The sequence below is a fragment of the Rhodococcus sp. C26F genome (genome assembly GCF_053345925.1).
In genome coordinates this window covers 41368-63571 of the sequence record NZ_JBKFBA010000031.1, presented here as the reverse complement: position 1 = coordinate 63571, position 22204 = coordinate 41368, and the positions used below count along the sequence as shown (strand labels likewise).

Genomic DNA, 22204 nt, shown 5'->3' with positions numbered 1-22204 from the left:
CGGGACGGACTGGACGTCAGGGGGCTGCCTGGGCGTTCAGCTGGCTAACGGATGAAATAAATCGTGGCAAACAGCGCGATCCAAACGATGTCGACGAAGTGCCAGTAATACGAAACGACGATGGCTGCAGTGGCCTGCGCAGGCGTGAACTTGCTGACCTTCGTGCGGAACAGCAGGAACACGAATGCGATGAGGCCGCCGATGACGTGCAGGCCGTGGAAACCGGTGGTCATGTAGAACACCGAGCCGTACACGCTGCCGGGGATGGTCGTGCCGTCCTTCACCAGGGTGATGTACTCGTAGCCCTGGCCGAGCACGAAGAAGGTGCCCATGGCGAGGGTGACGATGTACCACCGTCGCAGGCCGAAGACGTCGCCGCGCTCGGCGGCGAAGACGCCCAGCTGGCAGGTGAAGGAAGAAGCGATCAGCACCATGGTGATCGGTACCGCCAACCACAGGTTCAAGTGGGTGGGCGGGGGCGGCCACATGCCCTCCGGGGCCTGTGCCCGTGCCACGAAGTACATGGCGAAGAGCCCTGCGAAAAACATGAGCTCACTGGACAACCACACGATGGTGCCGACGCTGACCAGGTTGGGCCGGTTCAACGAGTGCACGCGCTGTGTGATTGCAGATCCTGAAGTCCCTACTGCGCTCGTCACGCTGGCTAGTATGACCCGTCGTAGTACGTCTTGGGCAATCGGGGCCGAAATCGGCGCGTCCGTGCAGGTCCCGGACCTGTATTTCTCCAGGTGGGCACTCGGTGGCGGGTGCTCGGAGGGGTGCCACACGGGACATTTCGGAGGGTCGCGGAGGTCACGTGCGATGGTGGTGACATGAGTACCGGAAAGGGTCTTCGGGGGTGGCTGCGGTCCCTGGTCGGCCGGCGCAGCGAACCGCTCGACGCGAACCGGGCCGACCTGGTCGTGGTCGTCTCGTCCTTCGACGACGCGGAGGCGTGTTCGACGGCGCTCGAGCGTGCCGCCGAGGCGACACCTGCGTGGCAGGCCGAGGACGAGGCGGTTCTGCGGCACCACCTCGCCCTGCCCGCCGACAGGGTGGACCGGGCGGCGGAACTGGCCGGGCAGGATGGCTACGTCGTGGCCGGGACCGGCGACGGGAACGTCCCACCCGCGGCCGTCGAGGGCGCTTCGGTGATCCTGCAGCGCGTGCAGGTCCTCGATGCACTGCACTGTGCGCAGGAGAAGTCGCGCATGGCCTCGCTCGCCCAGCGGCTCGGTGGAACAGCTCTGGGATGGGACGCTCTGCAACCGCAGGATTCCGCTGGCTAAGCTGACCGGTCGGAGGGCACGCCGGTGCCCGGTGAGGAGCGAGATGCGGCGAGGGCAGGTGCGATGAACGCGACGCGAGACGCGGACGAGGTGACGCAGAACTGGCCCTCCGTCCTGGGAGTGCTCACCGCCGGGCAGAACCTGTCCGCCGCCGAGGCGCGATGGGCGATGAGCGAGATCTTCTCCGACAACGCCACTCCCGCTCAGATCGCGGCCTTCGGTGTCGCTCTGAAGATGAAGGGCGAGACACCCGAGGAGGTGCGGGCACTCGCCGACACGATGCTCGACTACGCCCGGCTGGTCCCGGTCGACGGTGACGTGGTCGACGTCGTGGGCACCGGTGGCGACCGGGCGAACACCGTCAACATCTCGACGATGGCCTCGCTGGTCGTCGCCGCAGCGGGTATCCGCGTGGTCAAGCACGGCAACCGCGCCGCCTCGTCCAAGAGCGGCGGCGCCGACGTGCTCGAAGCGCTCGGAGTGCACATCGATCTCGGACCCGACGAGGTGGCCCGCTCGGTCGCCGAGGCCGGGATCGGATTCTGCTTTGCGCCGGTCTACCACCCGGCGCTGCGTTTCGCGGCCGCACCGCGCAAGCAGATCGGCATCCCGACGGTCTTCAACGTCCTCGGCCCGCTCACCAATCCGGCCCGCCCGAGCGCCGGCCTGATCGGATGCGCTTTCGAACCGCTCGTCCCGACCGTCGCCGGTGTGCTCGCGCAGCGCGGCAATTCGGCGCTCGTCGTCCGAGGCGACGACGGTCTCGACGAACTGACCACCTCCACGACCTCGCGCGTGCACGTCGTTCACGGCGGCGAGGTCCGGGTCGTGACGCTCGATCCGCGCGATCTCGGTATCGAACGGGTTCCGCTCGAGGCGCTCCGCGGAGGCGACGCCACGGAGAACGCGGCGATCGCGCGGGCGGTGCTGGCGGGGGAGAAGGGGCCGGTGCGCGATGCCGTGCTCCTCAACGCCGCCGGGGCGATCGCAGCCTTCCGGGGCGTCGACGGCGTTCTCGAGGATGCCCTCACGGCCGGGCTCGAGACGGCGGCAGAGGCGATCGACAGCGGCCGGGCCACGGCCGTCCTGGAGCAGTGGGCCGAGGTCACCACGCGGCTGGGTGCCGGTTCCGGACAGAAATGACCGGAGAAGAGTAAGGACACACGACCGACGGGCCCGCACTGCATCGGTGNGGTCGTCGGTGGTGCTGCGGGGCGTCAGTTCCCGATCGAGAAGCCGGCCTCGACGTCGGCGCTCGAGTACGACTGGAAGGCGATGTGGGTGACGGTCTTCGTCACGCCGTCGATCTTGTTGATGCCCCGGGTGACGACCTCCGCGATCTTCTCGTGGTCGCGGACCCGGACCACGGCCACGAGGTCGACGTCGCCCGCGCAGGAGTACACCGTGTCGACACCGTCGAGGTCGGCCACCGCTTGCGCGGTCTCGGGGATACGGTTCGCCTCGGCATCGATCAGGACGATCGCGTTGATCATGGGGTCTCCTTCAACCTTCCTCGGGGATTGCATCAGCCTAAGCGGTGCGGCTCGTCGGCGGAGAGGAGCCTGCGGACCGCGCGGGCGTCGCGGGCGAGCTCGGCCCACGCGCTCCACCGGCCCGCACCCCGTGTCGGTTCGCACCAGCCCTCGCTCGCCCGGACGATGCGGATGCCCTCGCCGTCGAGCCATCGTGCGACCAGACCGATCTCCTCCGGGGACGCGCCCCGGAGCGGGCCGGGTGACGGCCGCACCGTCTCGGCCGCGGCGACGATCGCCTCGACGACGGGCATCGGGCGCACACCGCGCGGTGCCACTCCGGCGGACGCGAGACGACCGGCGCGCACGACGGCGAACTCCCACCCGCCCTCGGCCCGCGGTCGCGCGGCGACGAGTTCGTCGACGGCCGCCAGTGCCGCGAGGCGTTGCGTGCGCCGCAGCGCGACGAGGGCGGCGGCGAGGCGGTCGCGCAGGCGGGCGGCGTTCTCGAACAGCTGGTCGCGCACGAGGGCGTCGAGTCGCTCCTGCGCCGTCTCGACGGCATCGTCGGCGGTTCCGCGGACGACCGCGCGCGCACGCTCGACCTGGGCTGCATAGGCGGAGGCGTCCTGGACCCCGAAGGCGGCTGCGGCGCAGCCCCCGACCGCGACGGGCGGGCAGCGGTCGCCGTGGCGGGCCGTACGGCCGATCCTGCGCGTGCACGTGCGCAGACCGCACATCTCCGCGAGCAGTGCCGCGGCATCCGCGGCGTCGGCGCGCACCGAGAACGGGCCGACCGAGTCGGGGCCGGGGGTGCGGCTCACGGCGAGGCGCGGGAACGCCTCGTCGGTGAGGATGATCCACCAACCGCGCATCGGATACTTCGACCGGCGGTTGTAGGGAGGGGTGTGGGCCGCGATCAACCGGAGTTCGCGGACGCCGGCCTCGAGCCCGTGGGTGCATTCGACGTGATCGATGCGTGTGGTGAGCGCGACCATCTCGCGCAACCGCGGTCGCGTCTCGGAGCCCGTGAAATAGGTACGGACACGCCGGTGCAGGTCGACCGCCGTGCCGACGTACAGCACCTCGTCCGACGGGCCGCGGAACATGTAGACGCCCGGTTTGCGCGGCAGATGCGCGGCGAGTGCGCGTTTGGCCCTCTGCTCGGCGGTGACCACCGGCATGTAGTCGCGCAGCTCGGTGAGGCTGTGGACGCCCTGGTTGCCGACCCGTTCGATGAGGGCGTGCAGGACGTCCACGGTGGCGCGTGCGTCGTCCAGGGCGCGGTGGGTGGGCACGGTGGAGACCCGGAACAGTTCGGCCAGCGCGGACAGCTTCACCGACGGCGCTTCGTCGCGTCCGAGGACGCGGCGGGCCAGCTTGACGGTGCACAGCACCTGGAAGCGGGGCCACGCGAGTTCGCACTGCGCCGTGGCGGCCTTGAGGAAGCCGACGTCGAATCCGGCGTTGTGTGCGACGAGCACCGCTCCGGACGCGAATTCCAGGAAGGCGGGCAGCACCTCCTCGATCTTGGGAGCCGCATAGACCATCGCGGTGGTGATGCCGGTGAGCTGCACGATGTACGGGGGGATGGGTCGTCCCGGATCGACGAGGGTCGCGAACTCGCCGAGCACCTCCCCCCCGCGGATCTTCACCGCGCCGATCTCTGTGATGGCGTCCTCGGCCGCCTTCCCGCCCGTCGTCTCGAGGTCGACGACGACGAAGGTGGTCTCGCGCAGGGGAGTGTCGAGCTCGTCGAAACCGAGTTGCACGCCGAGGGCGGATGGTTGCGGCGAGGTCATGCGGCAGAGCCTAGGAAGCGTCACCGACACGCCGCCGCGCGGGCTTCGGAGCGGGTTTCGGAGCACGGGGAGACGAGGATCACACTGCGTTCTTTTCGGCTCGATGAGGGGTAAGCGGAGGCCGGAAAACAGACCGATCGGCCTCCGAGGACGACAATCCGGCGAATCGGGCGCATCGCCTCGTCGACGGTCGGCGAGTCAGGGTGCCCTGACCTGGTTCTTCCGGAAAGGACTCGGGTGAAACGGGCGCCGGGCCTCCCTCGAGCGGAGGTGCGTCGAACAGTGGCCGTTACCGCGCCGTTATCGGACCGTTGCCCCGCGGCGGCATTCCCCCAGGAGCGGGCCGAAACGGTCGGGTAGCACGGCAAGGCGGTCGACTTCACCGATGCCGTTTCGTAATCTTTTCGAGACCGAGCGGAGAGTTTTCCGCCCCACCCCCGGGTCGGAGCCGCACGGTTACCGCCTAATCGCTTCTCCCGTCTGCGGGAGCAGTGAGCCGGGGACCCACACGTAGTACTCGGGGTGAATCCCCTCCGCCGCTCGCGGGGAGGGGTAGGGCTGATCTTCCGGCCCGAACCCGTCAGCTAACTCGGTCGGCGGGTGAACGGAAGAAACGGAGAACGTCCCCTCGTGGTTTCGAACAACAGCAAGCGCACCGTCCGGCGCGCACTCGTCGCCGGTGCCATTGCTCTCGGAGCAGTCACCGTCTCGGCCGGCCCGGCGATGGCCGAGCCGATCAACATTCCCGGTGTCGGAACGTTCGACCTCCCGGCCGGTGTGACCGTGCCGCCGGAGATCGCCAACATCGTTCCGCCGGCCCCCGAGGCCGCCCCCGCGCCTCAGGCCGGTTCCTTCACCGCCCCCTTCAGCTCTGTCGGCCAGCGCGCTGCCGACGCCGCACAGTCGAAGATCGGTGCCCCCTACGTCTACGGCGCTGCCGGCCCGAGCTCCTTCGACTGCTCGGGTCTCGTGCAGTGGGCCTACAAGCAGGCCGGTCTGAGCGTCCCGCGCACCAGCTACGAGCAGGCCTCCGCCGGTGCCCCGGTGGACGTCGCGGCTCTGCAGCCCGGGGACGTCGTGTCGTTCTACGGCGGCAGCCACACCGGCATCTACATCGGCGGCGGCAACATCGTGCACGCCTCCACCTCGAGCCAGCCGGTCAAGATCGCACCGCTGAACTCGATGCCCGTCGACGGCGCCCGTCGCTTCTGATCGGTCGGCGCCCGTCGCTTCCGATCGGTCTGAGCACCCCCCCGCTCCCAGCGCCGACGCACTGCCCGAGGAGGGTGGGTCCGGTATGTACCGGACCCACCCTCCTCGTGTGTCTGCACGTCCCTGTCGAGGCGCGAACTGCTTGCACAAACCGCCGCTGCGTGGGAGGGCTACTCGCAGGTAGACACAAACCTATGCAATTCCGTAACCTGATCGAGACCTTTGGGAAAGGATGCGAGCCCACGTGGTTTCCGACAGGACGAAGCACCTCGTACGAGTGCAGGACAGGCTACGGACCGGCCGTCCGGCGCTCGTCGTCGCCCTCGTGATGATGGTCCTCGGTTTCACTCTGGCGCCGGCGACGGCGCAACCCGCAGGGCAGAGCCCGGCCGCACGCCTCGAGCACCTCGCCGATCTGTCACGGCGCAGCGAACAGGCCACCGAGGCGTTGCACGCGGCCGGGGCGGATCTCGAAGCGAAGGTCGCGGCGCAGCACGAGGCCGAGGTGCGTGCCGGCCACGCCGACGACGCGCTCGGCGCCGCTCGCGCCGAGATCGCCCGCTTCAAGCCCACCGTCGACAAGCTCGCGCGGGCCAACTACCGCGGTGCGCGCACCAACCGGCTGTTCGCCGTGATGGTGAGCGACTCGCCCCAGCAGATGCTCGACCAGATGGTCCTGCTCGACGTCCTGGGCGAGCAGACCTCGCGTGAGGTCGAGGGCTTCCGGGCGGCCACCGCCGCTGCGGCCGAGGCAGCCGTCGCCGCACAGCATGCCGCCGACGAGGCACGTGCCGCCGCCGAGCAGGCCCAGACCCTCCGCGACGAACTCCAGCGGCGACAGGCCGAACTCGAGGAGCAGATCGAAGGAGTCCTGAACGCCTTCGAGGCGCTGAGCGACGCGGAGAAGGCCGAACTCGCCGGCACTCCCTTCCCTCCGGGCCTCGACGCCGAGAAGATCCTGCAGCACCTCGTCCCCGGCAGCAACGGCGCCGCGCTGCGCGCCGCCCTGTCGCGCATCGGCTCACCGTACGTGTGGGGCGCGACCGGCCCCGACCAGTTCGACTGCTCGGGACTCATGGTGTGGGCGTACAACCAGGTCGGCAAATCACTGCCCCGGTCGAGTCAGGCCCAGGCGCAGGGCGGCATCCCCGTCTCCCGCGACAATCTGCAGCCCGGCGACCTCGTGATCTTCTACGACGACGCCTCCCACGTCGGCATGTACGTCGGCGACGGCAACATGGTGCACGCGTCGACCTTCGGTGTGCCGGTGAAGGTGCAGTCGATCGATCGCTTCCCGTTCCACAGCGCCCGGCGGTACTGACCGGGTAGAGGCGGGATCGCGGCCGGTGGGCGAGGGCGTGCGGGACCACCCTCGGACACCGACCTAGACTGACGCGGTGCCCGCGCGATCGCCCTTCACCGCCGGTACCCGCAAGTGGGAACGTCTCGGCCTGGCCGGACTCGTGGTCGCGCTGGTCACAGCAGGACTGCTGCTGGCCGTCGACCCGGTGGACACCGACGACGCCGACAGCCGGGTACGGGCCGAACTGCAGGTCGTGCTCGACGACTGGGCGCACGCCGTCCGGACCGGCGACGACGGGTCCCTCGCGGAGTTGATCGACGACGCGTCCCCGGAACTCCTCGACGCCGAACGGGAGCGGATCGCGGCGATCTCCGCCGTTCCCCTCGCCGATCTCGGCTACGAACTCGCCTCCGAACCCGCGCTGCCCCTGCCGCCCGAGACGATCGTCCGGTTCGCGGCCGACGAGGTACGGGCGCACCGCGTCCACCTGCGGTACGCCGTGGACGGAATCGACGACGTACCCACCCGGCGACCGGTGACCGTGCTGTTCGTCCACCGGCCGCAGGGCTGGCGGATCGCCGACGACGCACCCGATCTCGCCGGGGCGCAGACCGTCACCTGGCGAGGGCCCTGGGACCACGGCAGCCTCCACCTCGCGACCGCGCAGACCGAAGGTGGTCGCTCGCTCGTGATCGGACACCCGGACAACGTTGCCTTCGTCGACGACCTGGCCGGCGACCTGCCGTCGGTGGTCGAGGCCGTCGACGACCTGTGGGGCGATTCCTGGCCGCGACGCGCACTGGTGGTCGTGACGTCCTCACGCGAGGAGTTCTCGCACCTCGTGGGGCCCCGGCACGACGGCGACGACATCGCCGCCGTCGCGGTCTCCGATGATGTCGACCACGAGCGCGGGATCGCCACCGGGCAGCGCATCGTCTTCAACCCGGCCGCGAGCGACCGGCTGGACGACACCTCCCGCCGGATCGTGCTCGCGCACGAGACGGTGCACGTCGCCGCACGCGCCGGCACCGTGGACGGCTCCCCGATGTGGGTCCTCGAGGGCTTCGCCGACTACGTCGGCCACCGCACGGCCGCAGAGGGCCTCGCCACCGGGCCGGTCGACGTGCAGCGGATCGCGCCGACGCTGACCCGGCAGGTACGGGCGTCGGGTGCACCGACGTCGCTGCCCGCCGACGGTGACTTCACCGGCGACCGGTCGGCGCTCGCCTACGAGAGCTCCTGGTCGATCGCCGCGTACACCGCGGACGAGTTCGGACACGACACGCTCGTCTCCCTCTACCGCGCCCTCGCCGCGGGGCCCGTCACCGACGAGCAGCTCGACGACGTGCTCACCGACCTGCTCGGCGTCGACACCGCCGAGTTCGTGGACGGCTGGGGCCGCTGGCTCGGGGAGCGCATCCGCGACATCCGCTGACCGGGACGGTCCGGACCGGGCCCATCGGCACCGTCCGGAGCCCGGGACCCGTCGACGCCTTCTCGTCGCGCTGCTTCTACGGTGGTCCCATGTCGCGGACCCTGCTGGTGACGAACGATTTCCCGCCCCGCCCCGGGGGCATCCAGTCCTATCTGCACGCCTTCGCGAACCAGCTGCCGTCCGACGACCTGGTCGTCTACGCGCCGCGGTGGCGCGGCGACAGCCACGTGAAGTTCGACGCGCGGGTCCCCTTCGAGGTCGTCCGTCATCCCACGACACTGATGCTGCCGACACCCGACGTCGCGCGACGGGCCACGCGGCTGCTCACCCAACACGACTGCGACACCGTCTGGTTCGGAGCGGCCGCGCCGTTGGCGCTGCTGGCACCCGTGCTGCGCCGCGCCGGCGCCCGTCGCATCGTCGCCAGCACCCACGGCCACGAGGTGGGATGGTCGATGCTTCCCGCTGCCCGGCAGGCGCTGCGGCAGATCGGCGAGCACACCGACACCGTCACCTACGTCAGTCGTTACACGAGGGGGCGGTTCGCCTCGGCATTCGGCCCCGAAGCGGGTCTCGAACACCTGCCGTCCGGGGTGGACACCGACGTCTTCCGGCCCGATCCGGCGGCACGCGCCGAACTGCGGGCACGTTACGGTCTCGGCGACCGGCCCACCGTGCTGTGCCTGTCGCGCCTGGTGCCGCGCAAGGGACAGGACGTGCTCATCCGCGCGCTGCCCGCGATCCGGAAGCGGATCGACGGTGCCGTCCTTGTGATCGTCGGCGGCGGACCGTACGAGTCGCGCCTGCGGGAGCTCGCGCGCCGCACGGATGTCGAGGAGCACGTCGTATTCACCGGCACGGTGCCGTCGGCCGAGCTCGCCGCGCACCACACCATCGCCGACGTGTTCGCGATGCCGTGCCGGACCCGCGGCGGCGGTCTCGACGTCGAGGGCCTGGGCATCGTGTACCTCGAGGCGTCCGCGACCGGGGTGCCCGTCGTGGCCGGCCGGTCGGGTGGTGCCCCGGAAACGGTGCGCGACGGTCGCACCGGCTACGTCGTCGACGGCACCTCCGTCACGGCCGTCGCGACCGCGGTGTCCGGTGTCCTCGCCGATCCCGATCGTGCCGCCGCGATGGGCGCCGCCGGTCGCGAGTGGGTCTCCACCGATTGGAGATGGGACGTCCTGGGCGCCAGATTGCGCGGTTATCTCGACGCCTCGGCGCCCCCGAACGAGACGGTGACGCCGTCGGCGGGGTGACCGGACGGGCCGCCGACGCGATATGTGAAGCTGTCCTGCGTGAGCAGCATTCAGGTGGCGGACCAGACCTTCGTAGCGGCGCCCCCGGAGCGCATCGCCGAGGAGGTCGCGGCCCTCGATCGGTGGCGTGCATGGTGGCCCGATCTCGTACTGACCGTGCGGGAGGACCGAGCCGAGAAGGGCATCCGGTGGACGGTGTCGGGTCCGCTCGACGGAACGATGGAGGTGTGGATCGAGCCGGTTCTCGACGGCGCGGTGATCCACTACTTCCTGCACTGCGAGCCGGCCGGTGTCGCGCCCGAGCGGGTGGCGGGTCTCGACCTCGCGGGAATGAACCGTACGCGCCGGGTCCAGGGAAAGGTGATGACCTTCGAGGTCAAGCAGCGTCTCGAGGCCGGTCGTCCGGCAGGTGAACCGCCGCGACACTGAAGCCACCGAAGGAGCGTCGTCCCGATACCGTTGTTCCCACGGTGTGTGATAGACCCTCGGGACGGGACTGATCGGTGCACACCCGAGGGACCGAGAAAGGGAGCCGTCACCACATGGCCGAGAAGACGAAGAGGTCGATCACCATCGACGCGCCGGTCGAGCGTGTCATGGAGGTCATCGCAGATTTCGATGCCTATCCGACGTGGGTGTCGGCGGCGAAGACCGTGGAGGTCGTGGAACATCGTCCCGACGGCAGGGCCGAACGCGTGCGCTTCGTCCTCGACGCCGGCATCGTCAAGGACACCTACGTCCTGCGGTACAAGTGGGCGCCCGACAACCGTGCCGTGAGCTGGGAGCTCGAGAGCGGTGAGATCCAGAAGGCCCAGTCCGGCTCGTACGTGCTGACCGAGGCCCCCGACGGCACCACGGTCGTCGACTACCAGCTCACCGTGGATCTCACGATCCCGATGATCGGTCTGTTCAAGCGCAAGGCGGAGAAGGTCATCACCGACACCGCGCTGAAGGAACTCAAGAAGCAGGTGGAGGGCTGAACGTCCGGCACGCCCCGGCCCGCGTGCGATGGTTCCTCGGAAAGGGCGGCGCCGGGAAGACGACCCTTGCCGCGGCCGAGGCGCTCGCGACCGCCCGTGCGGGAGAGCCCGTGCTCGTCGTGTCCATCGACCGGGCGCACTCCCTCGGCGACGTGCTCGACCTGCCTCCGGCCACGAACCGGGACGCCGGCGCGACGGACATCCGCACCGCCGAGGAGAACCTCGACATGGTGGAGATCGACTCGCTGCAGCTGCTCCGCACGCGCTACGCGGTCCTCGCGTCGATGGCGGCGCTCGCCGGGACGCACGAGCACGCAGACCAGTTCGACCTGCCCGAGCCCGACGAACTGACCGGGCTTCCCGGCGTCGAGGAACTGCTCGTGCTCGCCGAGGTCGCGCGACTCGCGGACAGCGGACGGTGGGCTCTCGTCGTCGTCGACGCCCCGGCCTCCGCCGACGCCCTGCGCACCCTCACCGCGCCGCGCACGGTCTCCGATTCGCTGGAACGGATCTGGCCGCAGCACAGCCGGGTCGCGGCGGCCACCGGTCCGGACCCCCGCACGGGTGTCTTCGTCACGCTGTTCGATCGGCTGCTGTCGGGGATCACCGCGGTACGCGACCTGCTCGACGATCGCGGACGCAGCGCCGCAGTGGTCGTGGCGACGCCCGATCGCGCCGGTCGTGCCGAGCTCGCACGGGTACGGTCGTGGCTCGCTCTGTCCGGCATTCGCGTCGACGCGGTCGTCGTCAACGGCGTCGTTCCCGCGGTGGGCGGTTCGGGTGCGGCCGCGCGGCTGCTGGCCGATCAACGGGCCGCGCACGAGGCGATCGTCGCCGAGATCGGGGCGGCCGTCACCGACGTTCCCGTGATCGTGTGCGAGCGCCGTGCCGCGGAGCCGGTAGGGTTGGTAGCTCTGGAGGAGCTCGCCACGGTCCTCCGCCGCGACGCACCCGTTCCCTCGTCGGAGACCGATGAGCCGGTCCGGGTGCAGCACGAATCGGGAACGGGGGTGGAGTCGGTGTACGCGATGCGCATGTACCTGCCGCTCGCCGATCCCGCGTCCCTGACACTCGGACGGATCGGCGACGACCTCGTCGTCGGCGCCGACGGCATGCGACGCCGGGTGCGACTCGCCTCGGGGCTGCGGCGGTGCACCGTCTCCGATGCCGAGTTCGACGGAACCGATCTGGTGGTGCGATTCGTACCGGATCCGGCGGTGTGGCCGCTGTGAGGGACGACCACGAAGCCCTGATCTCCGAGTTGTTGCTGCTCGCCGACGCCGTGCTCGAGCGCGTCGAGGGCGCGGTGCAGCAGTTCGTCGCCGCGACCGGCGACGCGTCGGCTCATACTGCCCCCGATACCGCGACCGGTTCGACGGCGCCGGGTGACGCCGAGGCCGCGACCACCCCGAGCGGGTGCGCGTGGTGCCCGCTCTGTGCCGCCGCAGCCCTGGTTCGCGGCGAGAACCACGAACTGGTCAGCAGGCTGGCGTCGAAACTGGCGGCGTTGATCGCGTTGCTGCGGGAGTTCCTCGCGCAGTTCCTGCCCTCGACCGGTGGCGTCCCGCCCGAGCCGACCCCCGATCCGCCGACGCGGGATCGTCCGGCCTTCGAGCCGATCTCCGTCAACCTCCGCACGTGAACACGCACGACCCCGGGCTCACGGTCGGGATCGACATCGGGGGCACGAGCATCCGCGCGGCGGCCGTCGACCGTAACGGCGACGTCGTCGACAGTGTGCGCACGCAGACGCCGTCCTCCGCGGTCGCCCTCGAGAACGCGCTGCACCGGCTCGTCGAGCATCTGCGCGACCGCAACGACATCGCAGCGGTCGGGTTGGGGGTCGCGGGGTTCCTCACCGAGGACCGCACCACCGTGCGGTTCGCGCCGCATCTGCCCTGGCGCGATACGCCGCTCGCCGAGACGCTCACCGAACGCTTCGGGTTGCCGGTCGTCTTCGAACACGACGCCAATGCGGCGGCCTGGGCCGAGTACCGCTTCGGCGCCGCCGCGGGCAGCACGATCGCGGTGATGGTCGCGCTCGGAACGGGCATCGGCGCCGCCCTGCTGCTCGACGGCAGGATCTATCGCGGTGCCTACGGTGTGGCGCCCGAACTCGGTCACCTGCAGGTCGTGCCCGACGGTCGGCCCTGCCCGTGCGGCAAACGCGGATGCTGGGAAAGGTATTGCAGCGGAACGGGTCTCGTGGACACGACCGTCGAGATGCTCGCGGCCGAACCCGGGCGGTCCGTTCTCGCCGGTGAGATCGCCTCGGATCCCGGATCGCTCACCGGCCGGCGGATCGCCGGCGCGGCCCACGACGGCGACCCCGTCGCGCTCGCGGCCTTCGGCGATTTCGCCCGCAGACTCGGGCTCGGACTGGCGCTCGTCGCCGACGTCTACGACCCCGAGCTCGTCGTCATCGGGGGAGGGGTCTCCGGTTCCGCGCCGCTGTTCCTCGACGCCGCGCGCGAGCACTACGCGGCCGTGACCACCGGCGCCGGCCATCGTCCTCTCGCGCGCCTCCGGGTCGCGCAGCTCGGCGACGCCGCCGGGCTCATCGGCGCCGCCGATCTCGCCCGGTCCGCGATCGAAACCTCACGACCACCGCTGTAGGTGAGATTCGACGGAGATGAGATTATCGTCACGTCGACGTCGAAAGGGTGGGGTCGGGCACTGAGGCGATGTGCGAGTGGCAGTCGCATCGTCGTAGAGTCGACCGGCGGGCGGTGCTGCACCGATCCGTGTGGGGGATGATCGGATTCGGGAAGGATGCCATGTGGTACTGGCTGTTCAAGTACGTCCTCCTGGGACCGCTGCTGTGGCTCATAGGACGTCCGAAGTTCGAAGGCGGCGAGAACATTCCGGCGCACGGACCGGCGATCCTGGCCAGTAACCACCGGGCCGTCCTCGACTCGTTCTACCTTCCCCTCCTCGTACGTCGGCGCATCACCTTCCTCGCGAAGAGCGAGTACTTCACCGGCACCGGACTCAAGGGCGCCTTCCAGCGCTGGTTCTTCTCGTCGGTCGGGCAGGTCCCCATCGACCGCACCGGTGCCGACGCCGCGCAGGATGCGCTCAACGCCGGGGTCCGCGTGCTCGGCCAGGGCAAGCTGCTCGGCATCTATCCCGAGGGCACCCGCTCACCCGACGGACGCCTCTACAAGGGCAAGACCGGCCTCGCGCGACTGGCGCTGGAGACCGGCGTCCCCGTGATCCCCGTCGCCATGATCGGCACCGACCGGATGAACCCCATCGGGTCGAAGATGTGGCGACCGGCGAAGATCACCGTCCGGATCGGCGAGCCCATCGACTTCTCCCGGTTCGAGGGCATGGGCGGAAACAGGTTCGTGGAGCGCACCGTCACCGACGAGGTCATGTACTCGCTCATGCAGTTGTCGGGCCAGGAGTACGTCGACATCTACGCCGCCTCCCTCAAGAACAAGGGCTCGGCGAACGAGTCGGGCACGGCCGGGGACACGGGCGCGTCGACGAACGGCAGTGCCGCGACCCCGCCGCAGGACGGTCCCGTCGCGGACCGCGTTCCCGACACGCGTGCCGGGTGAGCAGGTGCGCTACTTCTACGACTGCGAGTTCATCGAGGACGGACGCACGATCGAACTCGTCTCGATCGGTGTCGCCTGCGAGGACGGCCGCGAGTTCTACGCGGTGTCGACCGAGTTCGACCCGACCCGGGCCGGAGCCTGGGTGCGCCGCAACGTCCTCCCGAAACTCCCGCCCCCGGCGCACCCCGCCTGGAAGTCGCGATCGAGGATCCGCGACGACTTGCTGAAGTTCCTCGTGCCCCGACCGGGCATCCGGCCCGAACTGTGGGCGTGGATCGGAGCCTACGACCACGTCGTGCTCGTCCAGCTGTGGGGCACCATGCCCGAACTCCCGGACGTCCTGCCCCGCTTCACCCGCGAGCTCCGGCAGTACTGGGAGGACTCGGGCTCCCCGCCCCTGCCCCCCGCGCCGGACGACAACCACGACGCCCTCGCCGACGCCCGCCACAACCTCGCGAAGTTCGAAGCGATCGAGGCTGCTCGCCGGTCGCGGTGACGCGGGTAACGGGGTGCTGCGCCGCTTCCGGCCGTCACGCCATATCCTGGACGGGTGAACTGGACTGTCGACGTGCCGATCGACCGCTTGCCCGAACTTCCCCCGTTGCCCGAGGAGCTGCGTGCCAACCTCGACGCGGCGCTTGCAAAGCCGGCGCTGCAGCAGCCCAGCTGGCCCGAGGAACAGGCCGCGGCGATGCGCACCGTGCTCGAGAGCGTGCCTCCCATCACCGTGCCCCGCGAGGTCGAGGAGCTGCAGAACCAGCTCGCGGCCGTCGCTCGGGGTGAGGCCTTCCTCCTCCAGGGTGGCGACTGCGCCGAGACGTTCGCGGACAACACCGAGCCGCACATCAAGGGCAACATCCGCACGCTGCTGCAGATGGCGGTGGTGCTGACCTACGGTGCGTCGACGCCGGTCGTGAAGGTCGCGCGGATCGCCGGCCAGTACGCCAAGCCGCGTTCGTCCGACACCGACGCGCTTGGTCTGCCGTCCTACCGCGGCGACATGGTCAACTCGCTGGTCGCCGATGCCGAGGTGCGCAGGCACGATCCGTCGCGCCTCGTGCGCGCCTACGCGAACGCGAGCGCCGCGATGAACCTCGTGCGTGCCGTCACCGCCGCCGGTGAGGCCGACCTGCACCGCGTGCACGACTGGAACCGGGCCTTCGTCTCGGCCTCGCCCGCCGGTGCCCGCTACGAGGCGCTCGCCTCCGAGATCGATCGTGGTCTGCGGTTCATGGACGCTTGCGGTGTCGTCGACCCGAACCTGCGCGCGGCGACGATCTATGCCAGCCACGAGGCTCTCGTCCTCGACTACGAGCGCGCGATGCTGCGCCTCGACAACTCGGGCGACAAGCCGCGCCTGTACGACCTGTCGGCCCACTTCCTGTGGATCGGTGATCGCACCCGCCAGCTCGACGGCGCGCACATCGCGTTCGCGGAACTGCTGTCGAACCCGATCGGTCTGAAGATCGGTCCGTCGACCACCCCGGAGATGGCCGTCGAGTACGTCGAGCGCCTGGATCCGCACAACACACCGGGCCGACTGACCCTGATCTCCCGGATGGGTCACTCGAAGGTCCGCGACCTGCTGCCCGGCATCATCGAGCGGGTCGAGGCCTCCGGTCACAAGGTGATCTGGCAGTGCGACCCGATGCACGGCAACACCCACGAGGCGTCCACCGGTTACAAGACCCGTCACTTCGACCGCATCGTCGACGAGGTGCAGGGCTTCTTCGAGGTGCATCGCGCGCTCGGCACGCATCCGGGTGGCATCCACGTCGAGCTCACCGGCGAGGACGTCACCGAGTGCCTCGGCGGTGCGCAGGACATCTCCGACCTCGACCTGCACGGTCGCTACGAGACGGCGTGCGATCCGCGGCTGAACACGCAGCAGTCGATCGAACTCGCGTTCCTCGTCGCGGAGATGCTCCGCGGTTGATCGCAGCGGAGATGCTCCGCGGTTGATCGCAGTGGAGATGCTCCGCGGTTGATCGCAGTGGAGATGCTCCGCGGGTAGGGGACAGGCGGTCGGATCAGGGCAGTGCGGTCAGCGTGACCGTGCTGCCCTGTTCTGCTCTCCGGCCCGCCCCGGGATTCTGGCCGATCACGACCGAGCGGTCGGAGTCGCCGAGTTGCCGTACCTCGACCTCGAAACCGAGGCGGGTGAGCTCGTCGCGGGCCGAGCCCACCGAGCGTCCCAACATCGACGGCACCTTCACTGCATTGGATACAAGGAGGGTGACGGTTCCGCCGGCACCGACGTCTTCGCCCTCCTCCGGGTCGGTGCCGACGACCCGCCCCTCGTCGACATCGGCGTCGAAGACCTCACGGATCTCCCCGACGGTCAGGCCTGCCTCGTCGAGGATGCGACGCGCCTCGTCGACGGGGCGCCCGGTCAGATCGGGCAGGGTCACGGGCGGCGATCCCTTGCTGATCACGAGCGCGACCTCGGACCCCACGGGCAGGACGGTGCCGGGCGCGGGGTCGAGTGCGGCCACTCCGCCCTCGGGCACCGTGGTGCTGAACGCGGTACCGCCCTCGACCGGTTCGAAGGTGCGGCTCCGCAGTTCGTCCTCGACGACGGATCTCTCACCGGCGCCGGGAATGGACGGGACGGTGGGTCTGCCGAGCGACACGAGCAACGCGATCGTGTCGCCGTCGGGCACGCGTGAGCCCGCGGTGGGGTCGGTGCCGAGGACGGTGTCGACGGGAACGTCGTCGGAGTACTCGCCCCGGATCTCGCTGGACAACCCGGCCGTCTCGATCGCGGACACGGCCGCCGCCCTGTCGAGTCCCAGCACGGTCGGGACGTCGGTGAGCCGGCCGGCGCCGAGCCACCATCCGGCGATCCCCATGAACAACGCGAGCACGATGATCGCGGCGATCCAGCCGGCGGCGGACCGGCGTTGACGGCGACGGTCGGTGGCGTAGTCGGGCCGGGGCGCCACCGGTTCGGTGTCGGGACGCGGATGGGTGCGGGTCGCGACCCGGGTCGGGTGCGGGCGCGTGGCCGGAACATTCGGGCCAGGCGTGGCCGGTGCATTCGGGCCGGGCGTGGCCGGCACGGCGGTCTGCACGGTCGTCGGAGCGTGCGAGTTCGCGGCGGCGGAGCCGGGAAGGACCGTCGTCGCCGGAGCAGGATCGGCGTGCCCGGCAGCGGCGCCGTCGACGGTGCGGGTCGGTGCCGCGGCGTCGGGGTCCACCACGGGAGGCGTCCGCACCGCAGATCGTCTCGGAGCCGGAACCCGGTAACGGGGGAGATCGAGCGTGTCGCAGATCTCGCCGAGCGCGTCGGCCATCACCTGCGCGTCGGCGTAGCGTTCCGACGGTTCGCGTTCGGTGGCCCGACGGACGAAGGTGTCCAGTTCGGGCGGGACCCCGTCGATGGCCGAACTCGGATCCGGCACGTCCTTCTCCACGCGCTGGTATGCCACCGACAGGGACGTGTCGCCGGTGAAGGGGGTGCGGCCGGTGAGCATCTCGTAGACGAGCACGCCGGCGGAGTAGACGTCACTGCGTGCGTCGGCGCTGCCGACGGTCACCTGCTCCGGGGACAGGTACGCCGCGGTGCCGAGAATCACGCTGCGCGAGGTGGTGGTCGCGGCGGCGACCGCCCGGACGAGCCCGAAGTCGGCGATCTTCACTTCACCGTTGCCGGAGATGAGGATGTTCTCGGGCTTGATGTCGCGGTGCACGAGACCCGCCCGGTGGGCGACGGCCAGGGCTCCGAGGACCGGTGCGGCCACGGCGGCCGCGGCGTGCGGCGGCATCGGCCCGCGTTCGCGCAGCAGCTCGCGCAGGGTGCCGCCCTCGACGAGCTCCATCACGAGGAAGACGTGATCGCCGTCCTGGCCCTGGTCGTAGACCGCGACGAGCCCGGGATGCGTCAGTCGTGCGACGGACCTGGCCTCGAACTCGAACCGTGCCAGGAATTGGGGATCGGCCGCGAACTGCGGATCCATGATCTTCACGGCGACGGGACGGTCGAGACGCATGTCGGTGCCGCGGTAGACGGTCGACATGCCGCCCCGCGCGATCTGCGATTCGATGCGATAACGCCGGTCGAGCACGACGCCGACCAGTCGGTCGCCTCCAGCGGTCACCCGGTGTACCCCCGTGTCTCGTGCGTGATGGTGGGACGCCGGTACCCGGGCCTTCGAGGTAACGACGTGACGAAGGTCCGGCTCCGCGTGTGCGGAGCGATTTCGTCCCCGTCGATCGTAGCCAGCTCCCGTGGACGGTAGCCGCGTAGCTGCCCGCGCGGCCGCAGCGATAACGTGGTGGGGTGAGTGCAATCCCTTACTGCGACGACGTTCTCGACCGCTCCGTGCCCGTGGTGCAGCTCGTCGACGTGGCCAAGAGCCTCGGCGTCGCCACCTCCCGCGTACACCAGATGGTGCGCGACCGGCAGCTGCTGGCGTTCAAGCGCGACCGCGTGCCGGTCCTGCCCGAGGCCTTTCTCGACGAGGAAGGAAACGTTCTCAAGGGTCTTCCCGGCCTGATCGCGGTGCTGCACGACGGCGGTTACGAGGACGACGAGATCCTGCGGTGGCTTTTCGCCGAGGACGATTCTCTTCCCGGTGGATGCCCTGTGGCCGCGATGCACACGCAGTCCGCGCGCGAGGTCATGCGGCGGGCGCAGGCGCTCGCCTTCTGAGTCTCCGGGGCGTCGTTACCGCTTCCGGAGCAGTGAGCCGGCGACGTACTCGGTGATCATGACCGCGGCGCGCGTGCGGCGCGGAACCGTCGCGCGCCGGTCGAGCACCCGGAACCCGCTGCGTTCGACCTCGTCGAGAATCCGCCCGTAGAGCGTGAAGGCTGCGCGGATACTCGGCCGGATCCGGTCGGGGAGTACCGCCAGCCCGGGTTCGGCCTTGCGATATTCGGCGCGGGTCAGCGCGACCGCGTGGGCGAGTGCCCGCCGGACCCTCGGGTCCATCGCGCCGGTGCGCCGGCATTCCTGCAGCAGGTCGATGTCGACCCCGAACGCCGACCACAGGTCGAGCGGGATGTAGATGCGTCCGCGCCCGAGATCCTCGCCCACGTCGCGGATGAAGTTGGTGAGCTGGAACGCCTCGCCGAGTGCGGCCGCGGCCGGCGGGGCGGCCGGATCGTCGACCTCGAAGATCGGAAGCAGTTCGAGCCCGATCACGGCTGCGGAGCCGTACATGTACTCGCGCAGTTCTTCCATGGTGCGGTAATGGGGCCGGAACTCGGGCGTGCCGGGCACGTCCATGCGCATGGATCGGATGAAAGCCTCGAAATAGTCGATCGGGATACGGTACTGCCCGATCGTGTCGGCGAGCGCGCGGACCACGAGACCGGTGTCGTCGAGCGGGCCGGGAGCGCCCGCGAGTGCGGCGTGCAGGCGGGTGTGCGCCTCGTCGACACCGCGGATCGCGGCCTCCGGATCGTCCACGGCGGTGACGTCGACGATGTCGTCGACGTGTCGGGCGAAGCCGTAGAGTGCGTGCACGGCGTGTCGCCGCGAGGCGGGCAGCAGCCGGGTCGCGAGGTTGTAGGTGCGTCCGTGTTCGGCGGTGAGCTCGGCGCAGTAGGCGTAGGCCCGGGTGAGATCGTCGGCCGCGATCCCCGTGGGGCGCTCAGGCACGGTCGTCCCGGAGAGCGCCGGCGGGTGATGCCGGTCGCGGTCGTAACCGCAGGCGCAGCGGGTCGTAGGTGACCAGCGAACGGGCCGCGACGATCGAGGCGAACACCGCGAGCGCGACGTGCGCGATGTTGTACATCCCGATCGACCCGTCGGGGTTGAAGATCAACATCAGCCAGGTCGACAGGGCGACGAGCACCATGAGCACCCGGGGCGACATCGCGAAGGCGGCGGCGACGGCGAGCGGCCAGGAGTAGTACCAGGGCAGCGCGGCGGGCGACAGCAGGGTCACCGCGGTCAGCGCCACGACGATCCCGAAGATCGCGTCGCGCTCGGTGCGGCGGAAGCGCCACCACGCCCACACGAGGATCACCACCAGGGCGATCGCGCAGAGCATGCGCGTGATGTCGAGGACCGATCCGAGCCGCCACGGGGTGACCCATGTGACGGCGTGCGCCATCATCGTCGGCAGCGACAGCCAGTTGATGATCTTCGACGAGCCGGACAGGGCGGTGAGCCAGCCGATGCCCACACCGGCGAGCAGCGAGGTGCCGCCGAAGACCGCGGCGAAGACCACCAGTCCCAGGCCGGCGGCCTTGGCGAACAGGCGGACGGGCGGTGCCGGTTCGCGTCCTTCGGCGCGCGCACGATCGCGTTCGTGGATCATCCACACCCACACCAGGAAGGGCAGTGCCAATCCTGCGGTGGCCTTGATCGCGGCGCCGAGCGAGACCAGGGCGATGCCGCCGAGGTGCCGGCCCTCGAGCACGAGCACGATGCCGGCGATCATGAGACCGACCATCAGCAGCTCGTTGTGCACACCGCCGACGAGGTGGATCAGCACGAGCGGGTTCAGCACCGCGAGCCACAGGGCGATCGCGGGATTGCCGCCCATGCGACGGGCGAGTTTCGGCACGGCCCACGCCATCAGTGCCAGGCCGGGAAGCATGGTCAGGCGCCACAACCAGGTGCCCGTCACCACGTTGTCGTCGGTGATGGACGTGATGCCCGCACCGAGCAGCAGGTGGACGGGCCCGTAGGGCGTGGTCGTCGTCGTCCACACGTTGCTGACGTTGTCGAGCAGGACGCCCGGATTGACGACCGGGCCCACCTCGTACGGATCGAAACCGTCGCGCAGCAGTGCGCCCTGCGCGAGGTAGGAGTAGGCGTCGCGGCTGAACATCGGTGTCGCGACCAGCAGGGGAGCGGTCCACGCGGGCAGCACCGTCCACAGATCGCGCACCGTGACGTGGCCGGCGAGGGTCGCGCGGCCGACGCGCACCCACGCTGCGATCATGAGGAGCACACCGACCCACAGGATGATCCGCGAGAGCAACTGGCCGTGGCCGAACCGCAGCCACGACAGATAGATGTCCTCGAGCAGCGGGTCGATCCGCCGGACACTGCCCGATCCGAAACTGCCGAAGGTCATGAGTACTGCGCCCCACGCGCCGAGCAGCGCGGCGTGGCCGGCGGGACTCCTCAGGAATGCGTGCTTCGGACGCTCACCCTTCGGTGCGGCCGTCCCCTCCGGCGCGGGCGAGGTCTGCGGCTCGGCGTCGGGCGAGGCAGGGGACGACATCGGTACGGTTCCTCCCCCGTGGACGTGTGGATGCGCGGCGCGCAGATAGCTGGCGAACGAGGACAGTTTAGTGGAGACGCGGAGCGTGGTGCGCCCGGTGTCACCGCCTTCGCGGAACACCGAGCCGTTCGGCGGCGAGCCTTCCGGACAACAGCACGGTGGGGACACCGACGCCCGGCACCGTCGCCGACCCCGCGAGCACCACGCCGGGAACGGCCGGATCGAGGTTGCGGCGCCGGAACGGTCCCGTTTGCCGGAAGACGTGAGCGCTCGAGAACGGGCTGCCCGCCTGCATGCCACGAGCGTGCCAGGTGGCCGGCGTGTCGATGTGGTCGACGCGGAAACCGTCCGTGATGCCGCCGTATCCGCGGCGGTCGAGGACGTCGAGCAGTTCGTTGCGATAGGGCACCGCGAGCTCGGCCCAGGCGAGCGGAGCGCTGTCGAGGTTCGGGCACGGCGCCAGCACCGACAACGGTTCGTGCTCGACGCCCTCACGGGTGAACCGCAGGCCGGGATCGGACAGTGCCGGTCGCGTGATGAGCAGCGAGGGATCCGACATCGGCCGGCCGCGTCCGCGGCTGCGGGTGATCTCCGCGAAGGTGCGGTCCCACTCGCCACCGAAATCGATCACGTGGTGGTGTTGCGCCGCCCAGCCGCGGGTCACCCCGGTGGGGATCGACCCGTGCAGCACGACGGCCG

Annotated in this window: 22 protein-coding genes and 1 riboswitch; of the genes, 15 read left to right on the top strand and 7 right to left on the bottom strand. The window is 70.2% G+C overall.

Annotated features, from left to right (window positions below; all coding sequences use genetic code 11):
• Positions 1-44: 44 nt before the first annotated feature.
• Positions 45-659, bottom strand: a complete 615-nt coding sequence (gene ctaE, locus ACLBYD_RS23515) for an aa3-type cytochrome oxidase subunit III (protein WP_059380916.1) — start codon at positions 657-659, stop codon at positions 45-47.
• A 174-nt stretch (positions 660-833) separates the two neighbouring features.
• On the opposite strand from ctaE, the gene ACLBYD_RS23510 reads away from it, so the two are divergent.
• Together ACLBYD_RS23510 and trpD are read left to right on the top strand one after the other, a co-directional pair.
• On the top strand, positions 834-1289 hold the full coding sequence (locus ACLBYD_RS23510; RefSeq protein WP_447818347.1) for a hypothetical protein: 456 nt from the start codon (positions 834-836) through the stop codon (positions 1287-1289).
• A 63-nt stretch (positions 1290-1352) separates the two neighbouring features.
• The gene (gene trpD, locus ACLBYD_RS23505; protein ID WP_447818346.1) at positions 1353-2432 is read left to right on the top strand and encodes an anthranilate phosphoribosyltransferase; all 1080 of its coding nucleotides are present in this window, start codon (positions 1353-1355) and stop codon (positions 2430-2432) included.
• A gap of 74 nt (positions 2433-2506) precedes the next feature.
• Here the strand turns inward: trpD and ACLBYD_RS23500 are convergent, their stop codons facing one another.
• Together ACLBYD_RS23500 and ACLBYD_RS23495 are read right to left on the bottom strand one after the other, a co-directional pair.
• Positions 2507-2782: an Lrp/AsnC family transcriptional regulator gene (locus ACLBYD_RS23500; protein ID WP_006550005.1), complete on the bottom strand. Its 276-nt coding sequence runs from the start codon at positions 2780-2782 to the stop codon at positions 2507-2509.
• 32 nt (positions 2783-2814) lie between these two features.
• Positions 2815-4563 (bottom strand): DEDD exonuclease domain-containing protein, encoded by a 1749-nt coding sequence (locus tag ACLBYD_RS23495; RefSeq protein WP_447818345.1) that lies wholly within the window; start codon positions 4561-4563, stop codon positions 2815-2817.
• Between the two features lie 450 nt (positions 4564-5013).
• Positions 5014-5178, top strand: a riboswitch (cyclic di-AMP (ydaO/yuaA leader).
• 15 nt (positions 5179-5193) lie between these two features.
• Between ACLBYD_RS23495 and ACLBYD_RS23490 the strand changes: the two genes are divergently transcribed.
• From ACLBYD_RS23490 to ACLBYD_RS23435, 12 genes are all read left to right on the top strand, one after another.
• Positions 5194-5775 carry a C40 family peptidase gene (locus tag ACLBYD_RS23490; protein ID WP_059380920.1) on the top strand — a complete coding sequence of 194 codons (582 nt, stop codon included), beginning with the start codon at positions 5194-5196 and terminating at the stop codon, positions 5773-5775.
• 277 nt (positions 5776-6052) lie between these two features.
• A complete protein-coding gene (locus ACLBYD_RS23485) occupies positions 6053-7096 on the top strand; it encodes an NlpC/P60 family protein (protein ID WP_447818359.1) in 1044 nt (347 codons plus the stop codon).
• Between the two features lie 76 nt (positions 7097-7172).
• Positions 7173-8513 (top strand): hypothetical protein, encoded by a 1341-nt coding sequence (locus ACLBYD_RS23480; RefSeq protein WP_447818344.1) that lies wholly within the window; start codon positions 7173-7175, stop codon positions 8511-8513.
• Positions 8514-8602: 89 nt separating this feature from the next.
• A complete protein-coding gene (locus tag ACLBYD_RS23475; protein WP_447818343.1) occupies positions 8603-9772 on the top strand; it encodes a glycosyltransferase family 4 protein in 1170 nt (389 codons plus the stop codon).
• Between the two features lie 39 nt (positions 9773-9811).
• Positions 9812-10201 (top strand): hypothetical protein, encoded by a 390-nt coding sequence (locus ACLBYD_RS23470; RefSeq protein WP_024101289.1) that lies wholly within the window; start codon positions 9812-9814, stop codon positions 10199-10201.
• A gap of 113 nt (positions 10202-10314) precedes the next feature.
• The gene (locus ACLBYD_RS23465; RefSeq protein WP_447818342.1) at positions 10315-10752 is read left to right on the top strand and encodes an SRPBCC family protein; all 438 of its coding nucleotides are present in this window, start codon (positions 10315-10317) and stop codon (positions 10750-10752) included.
• A gap of 23 nt (positions 10753-10775) precedes the next feature.
• Positions 10776-11984 (top strand): ArsA family ATPase, encoded by a 1209-nt coding sequence (locus ACLBYD_RS23460; RefSeq protein WP_447818341.1) that lies wholly within the window; start codon positions 10776-10778, stop codon positions 11982-11984.
• Positions 11972-12394: a hypothetical protein gene (locus ACLBYD_RS23455; RefSeq protein WP_447818340.1), complete on the top strand. Its 423-nt coding sequence runs from the start codon at positions 11972-11974 to the stop codon at positions 12392-12394. Before ACLBYD_RS23460 ends, ACLBYD_RS23455 begins: the two co-directional genes overlap by 13 nt.
• Positions 12391-13368, top strand: a complete 978-nt coding sequence (locus ACLBYD_RS23450) for an ROK family protein (RefSeq protein ID WP_447818339.1) — start codon at positions 12391-12393, stop codon at positions 13366-13368. The genes ACLBYD_RS23455 and ACLBYD_RS23450 overlap by 4 nt, the downstream gene beginning before the upstream one ends.
• A 161-nt stretch (positions 13369-13529) precedes the next feature.
• Positions 13530-14318, top strand: coding sequence for a lysophospholipid acyltransferase family protein (locus ACLBYD_RS23445; protein ID WP_447818358.1), 789 nt, complete (start codon positions 13530-13532; stop codon positions 14316-14318).
• 4 nt (positions 14319-14322) lie between these two features.
• The gene (locus ACLBYD_RS23440) at positions 14323-14814 is read left to right on the top strand and encodes a polyadenylate-specific 3'-exoribonuclease AS (protein WP_026061497.1); all 492 of its coding nucleotides are present in this window, start codon (positions 14323-14325) and stop codon (positions 14812-14814) included.
• A gap of 54 nt (positions 14815-14868) precedes the next feature.
• On the top strand, positions 14869-16254 hold the full coding sequence (locus tag ACLBYD_RS23435) for a class II 3-deoxy-7-phosphoheptulonate synthase (RefSeq protein ID WP_060652794.1): 1386 nt from the start codon (positions 14869-14871) through the stop codon (positions 16252-16254).
• Between the two features lie 94 nt (positions 16255-16348).
• Here ACLBYD_RS23435 and pknB read toward each other — a convergent pair whose 3' ends face one another.
• Complete coding sequence (gene pknB, locus ACLBYD_RS23430; RefSeq protein WP_447818338.1) at positions 16349-18418, bottom strand: Stk1 family PASTA domain-containing Ser/Thr kinase; 2070 nt, start codon at positions 18416-18418, stop codon at positions 16349-16351.
• Between the two features lie 182 nt (positions 18419-18600).
• Here pknB and ACLBYD_RS23425 point away from each other — a divergent pair, with 182 nt between their 5' ends.
• Positions 18601-18972 carry an Rv2175c family DNA-binding protein gene (locus ACLBYD_RS23425; RefSeq protein ID WP_447818337.1) on the top strand — a complete coding sequence of 124 codons (372 nt, stop codon included), beginning with the start codon at positions 18601-18603 and terminating at the stop codon, positions 18970-18972.
• Positions 18973-18987: 15 nt separating this feature from the next.
• On the opposite strand, the gene ACLBYD_RS23420 is transcribed toward ACLBYD_RS23425, so the two are convergent.
• The 3 genes from ACLBYD_RS23420 to ACLBYD_RS23410 form a co-directional block, all read right to left on the bottom strand.
• The gene (locus tag ACLBYD_RS23420) at positions 18988-19926 is read right to left on the bottom strand and encodes a phytoene/squalene synthase family protein (protein ID WP_447818336.1); all 939 of its coding nucleotides are present in this window, start codon (positions 19924-19926) and stop codon (positions 18988-18990) included.
• Complete coding sequence (locus tag ACLBYD_RS23415; RefSeq protein ID WP_447818335.1) at positions 19919-21505, bottom strand: alpha-(1->6)-mannopyranosyltransferase A; 1587 nt, start codon at positions 21503-21505, stop codon at positions 19919-19921. Before ACLBYD_RS23415 ends, ACLBYD_RS23420 begins: the two co-directional genes overlap by 8 nt.
• A 100-nt stretch (positions 21506-21605) precedes the next feature.
• Positions 21606-22204, bottom strand: a 599-nt coding sequence (locus tag ACLBYD_RS23410) for an FAD-dependent oxidoreductase (RefSeq protein ID WP_447818334.1), incomplete at its 5' end; no start/stop codon positions are given.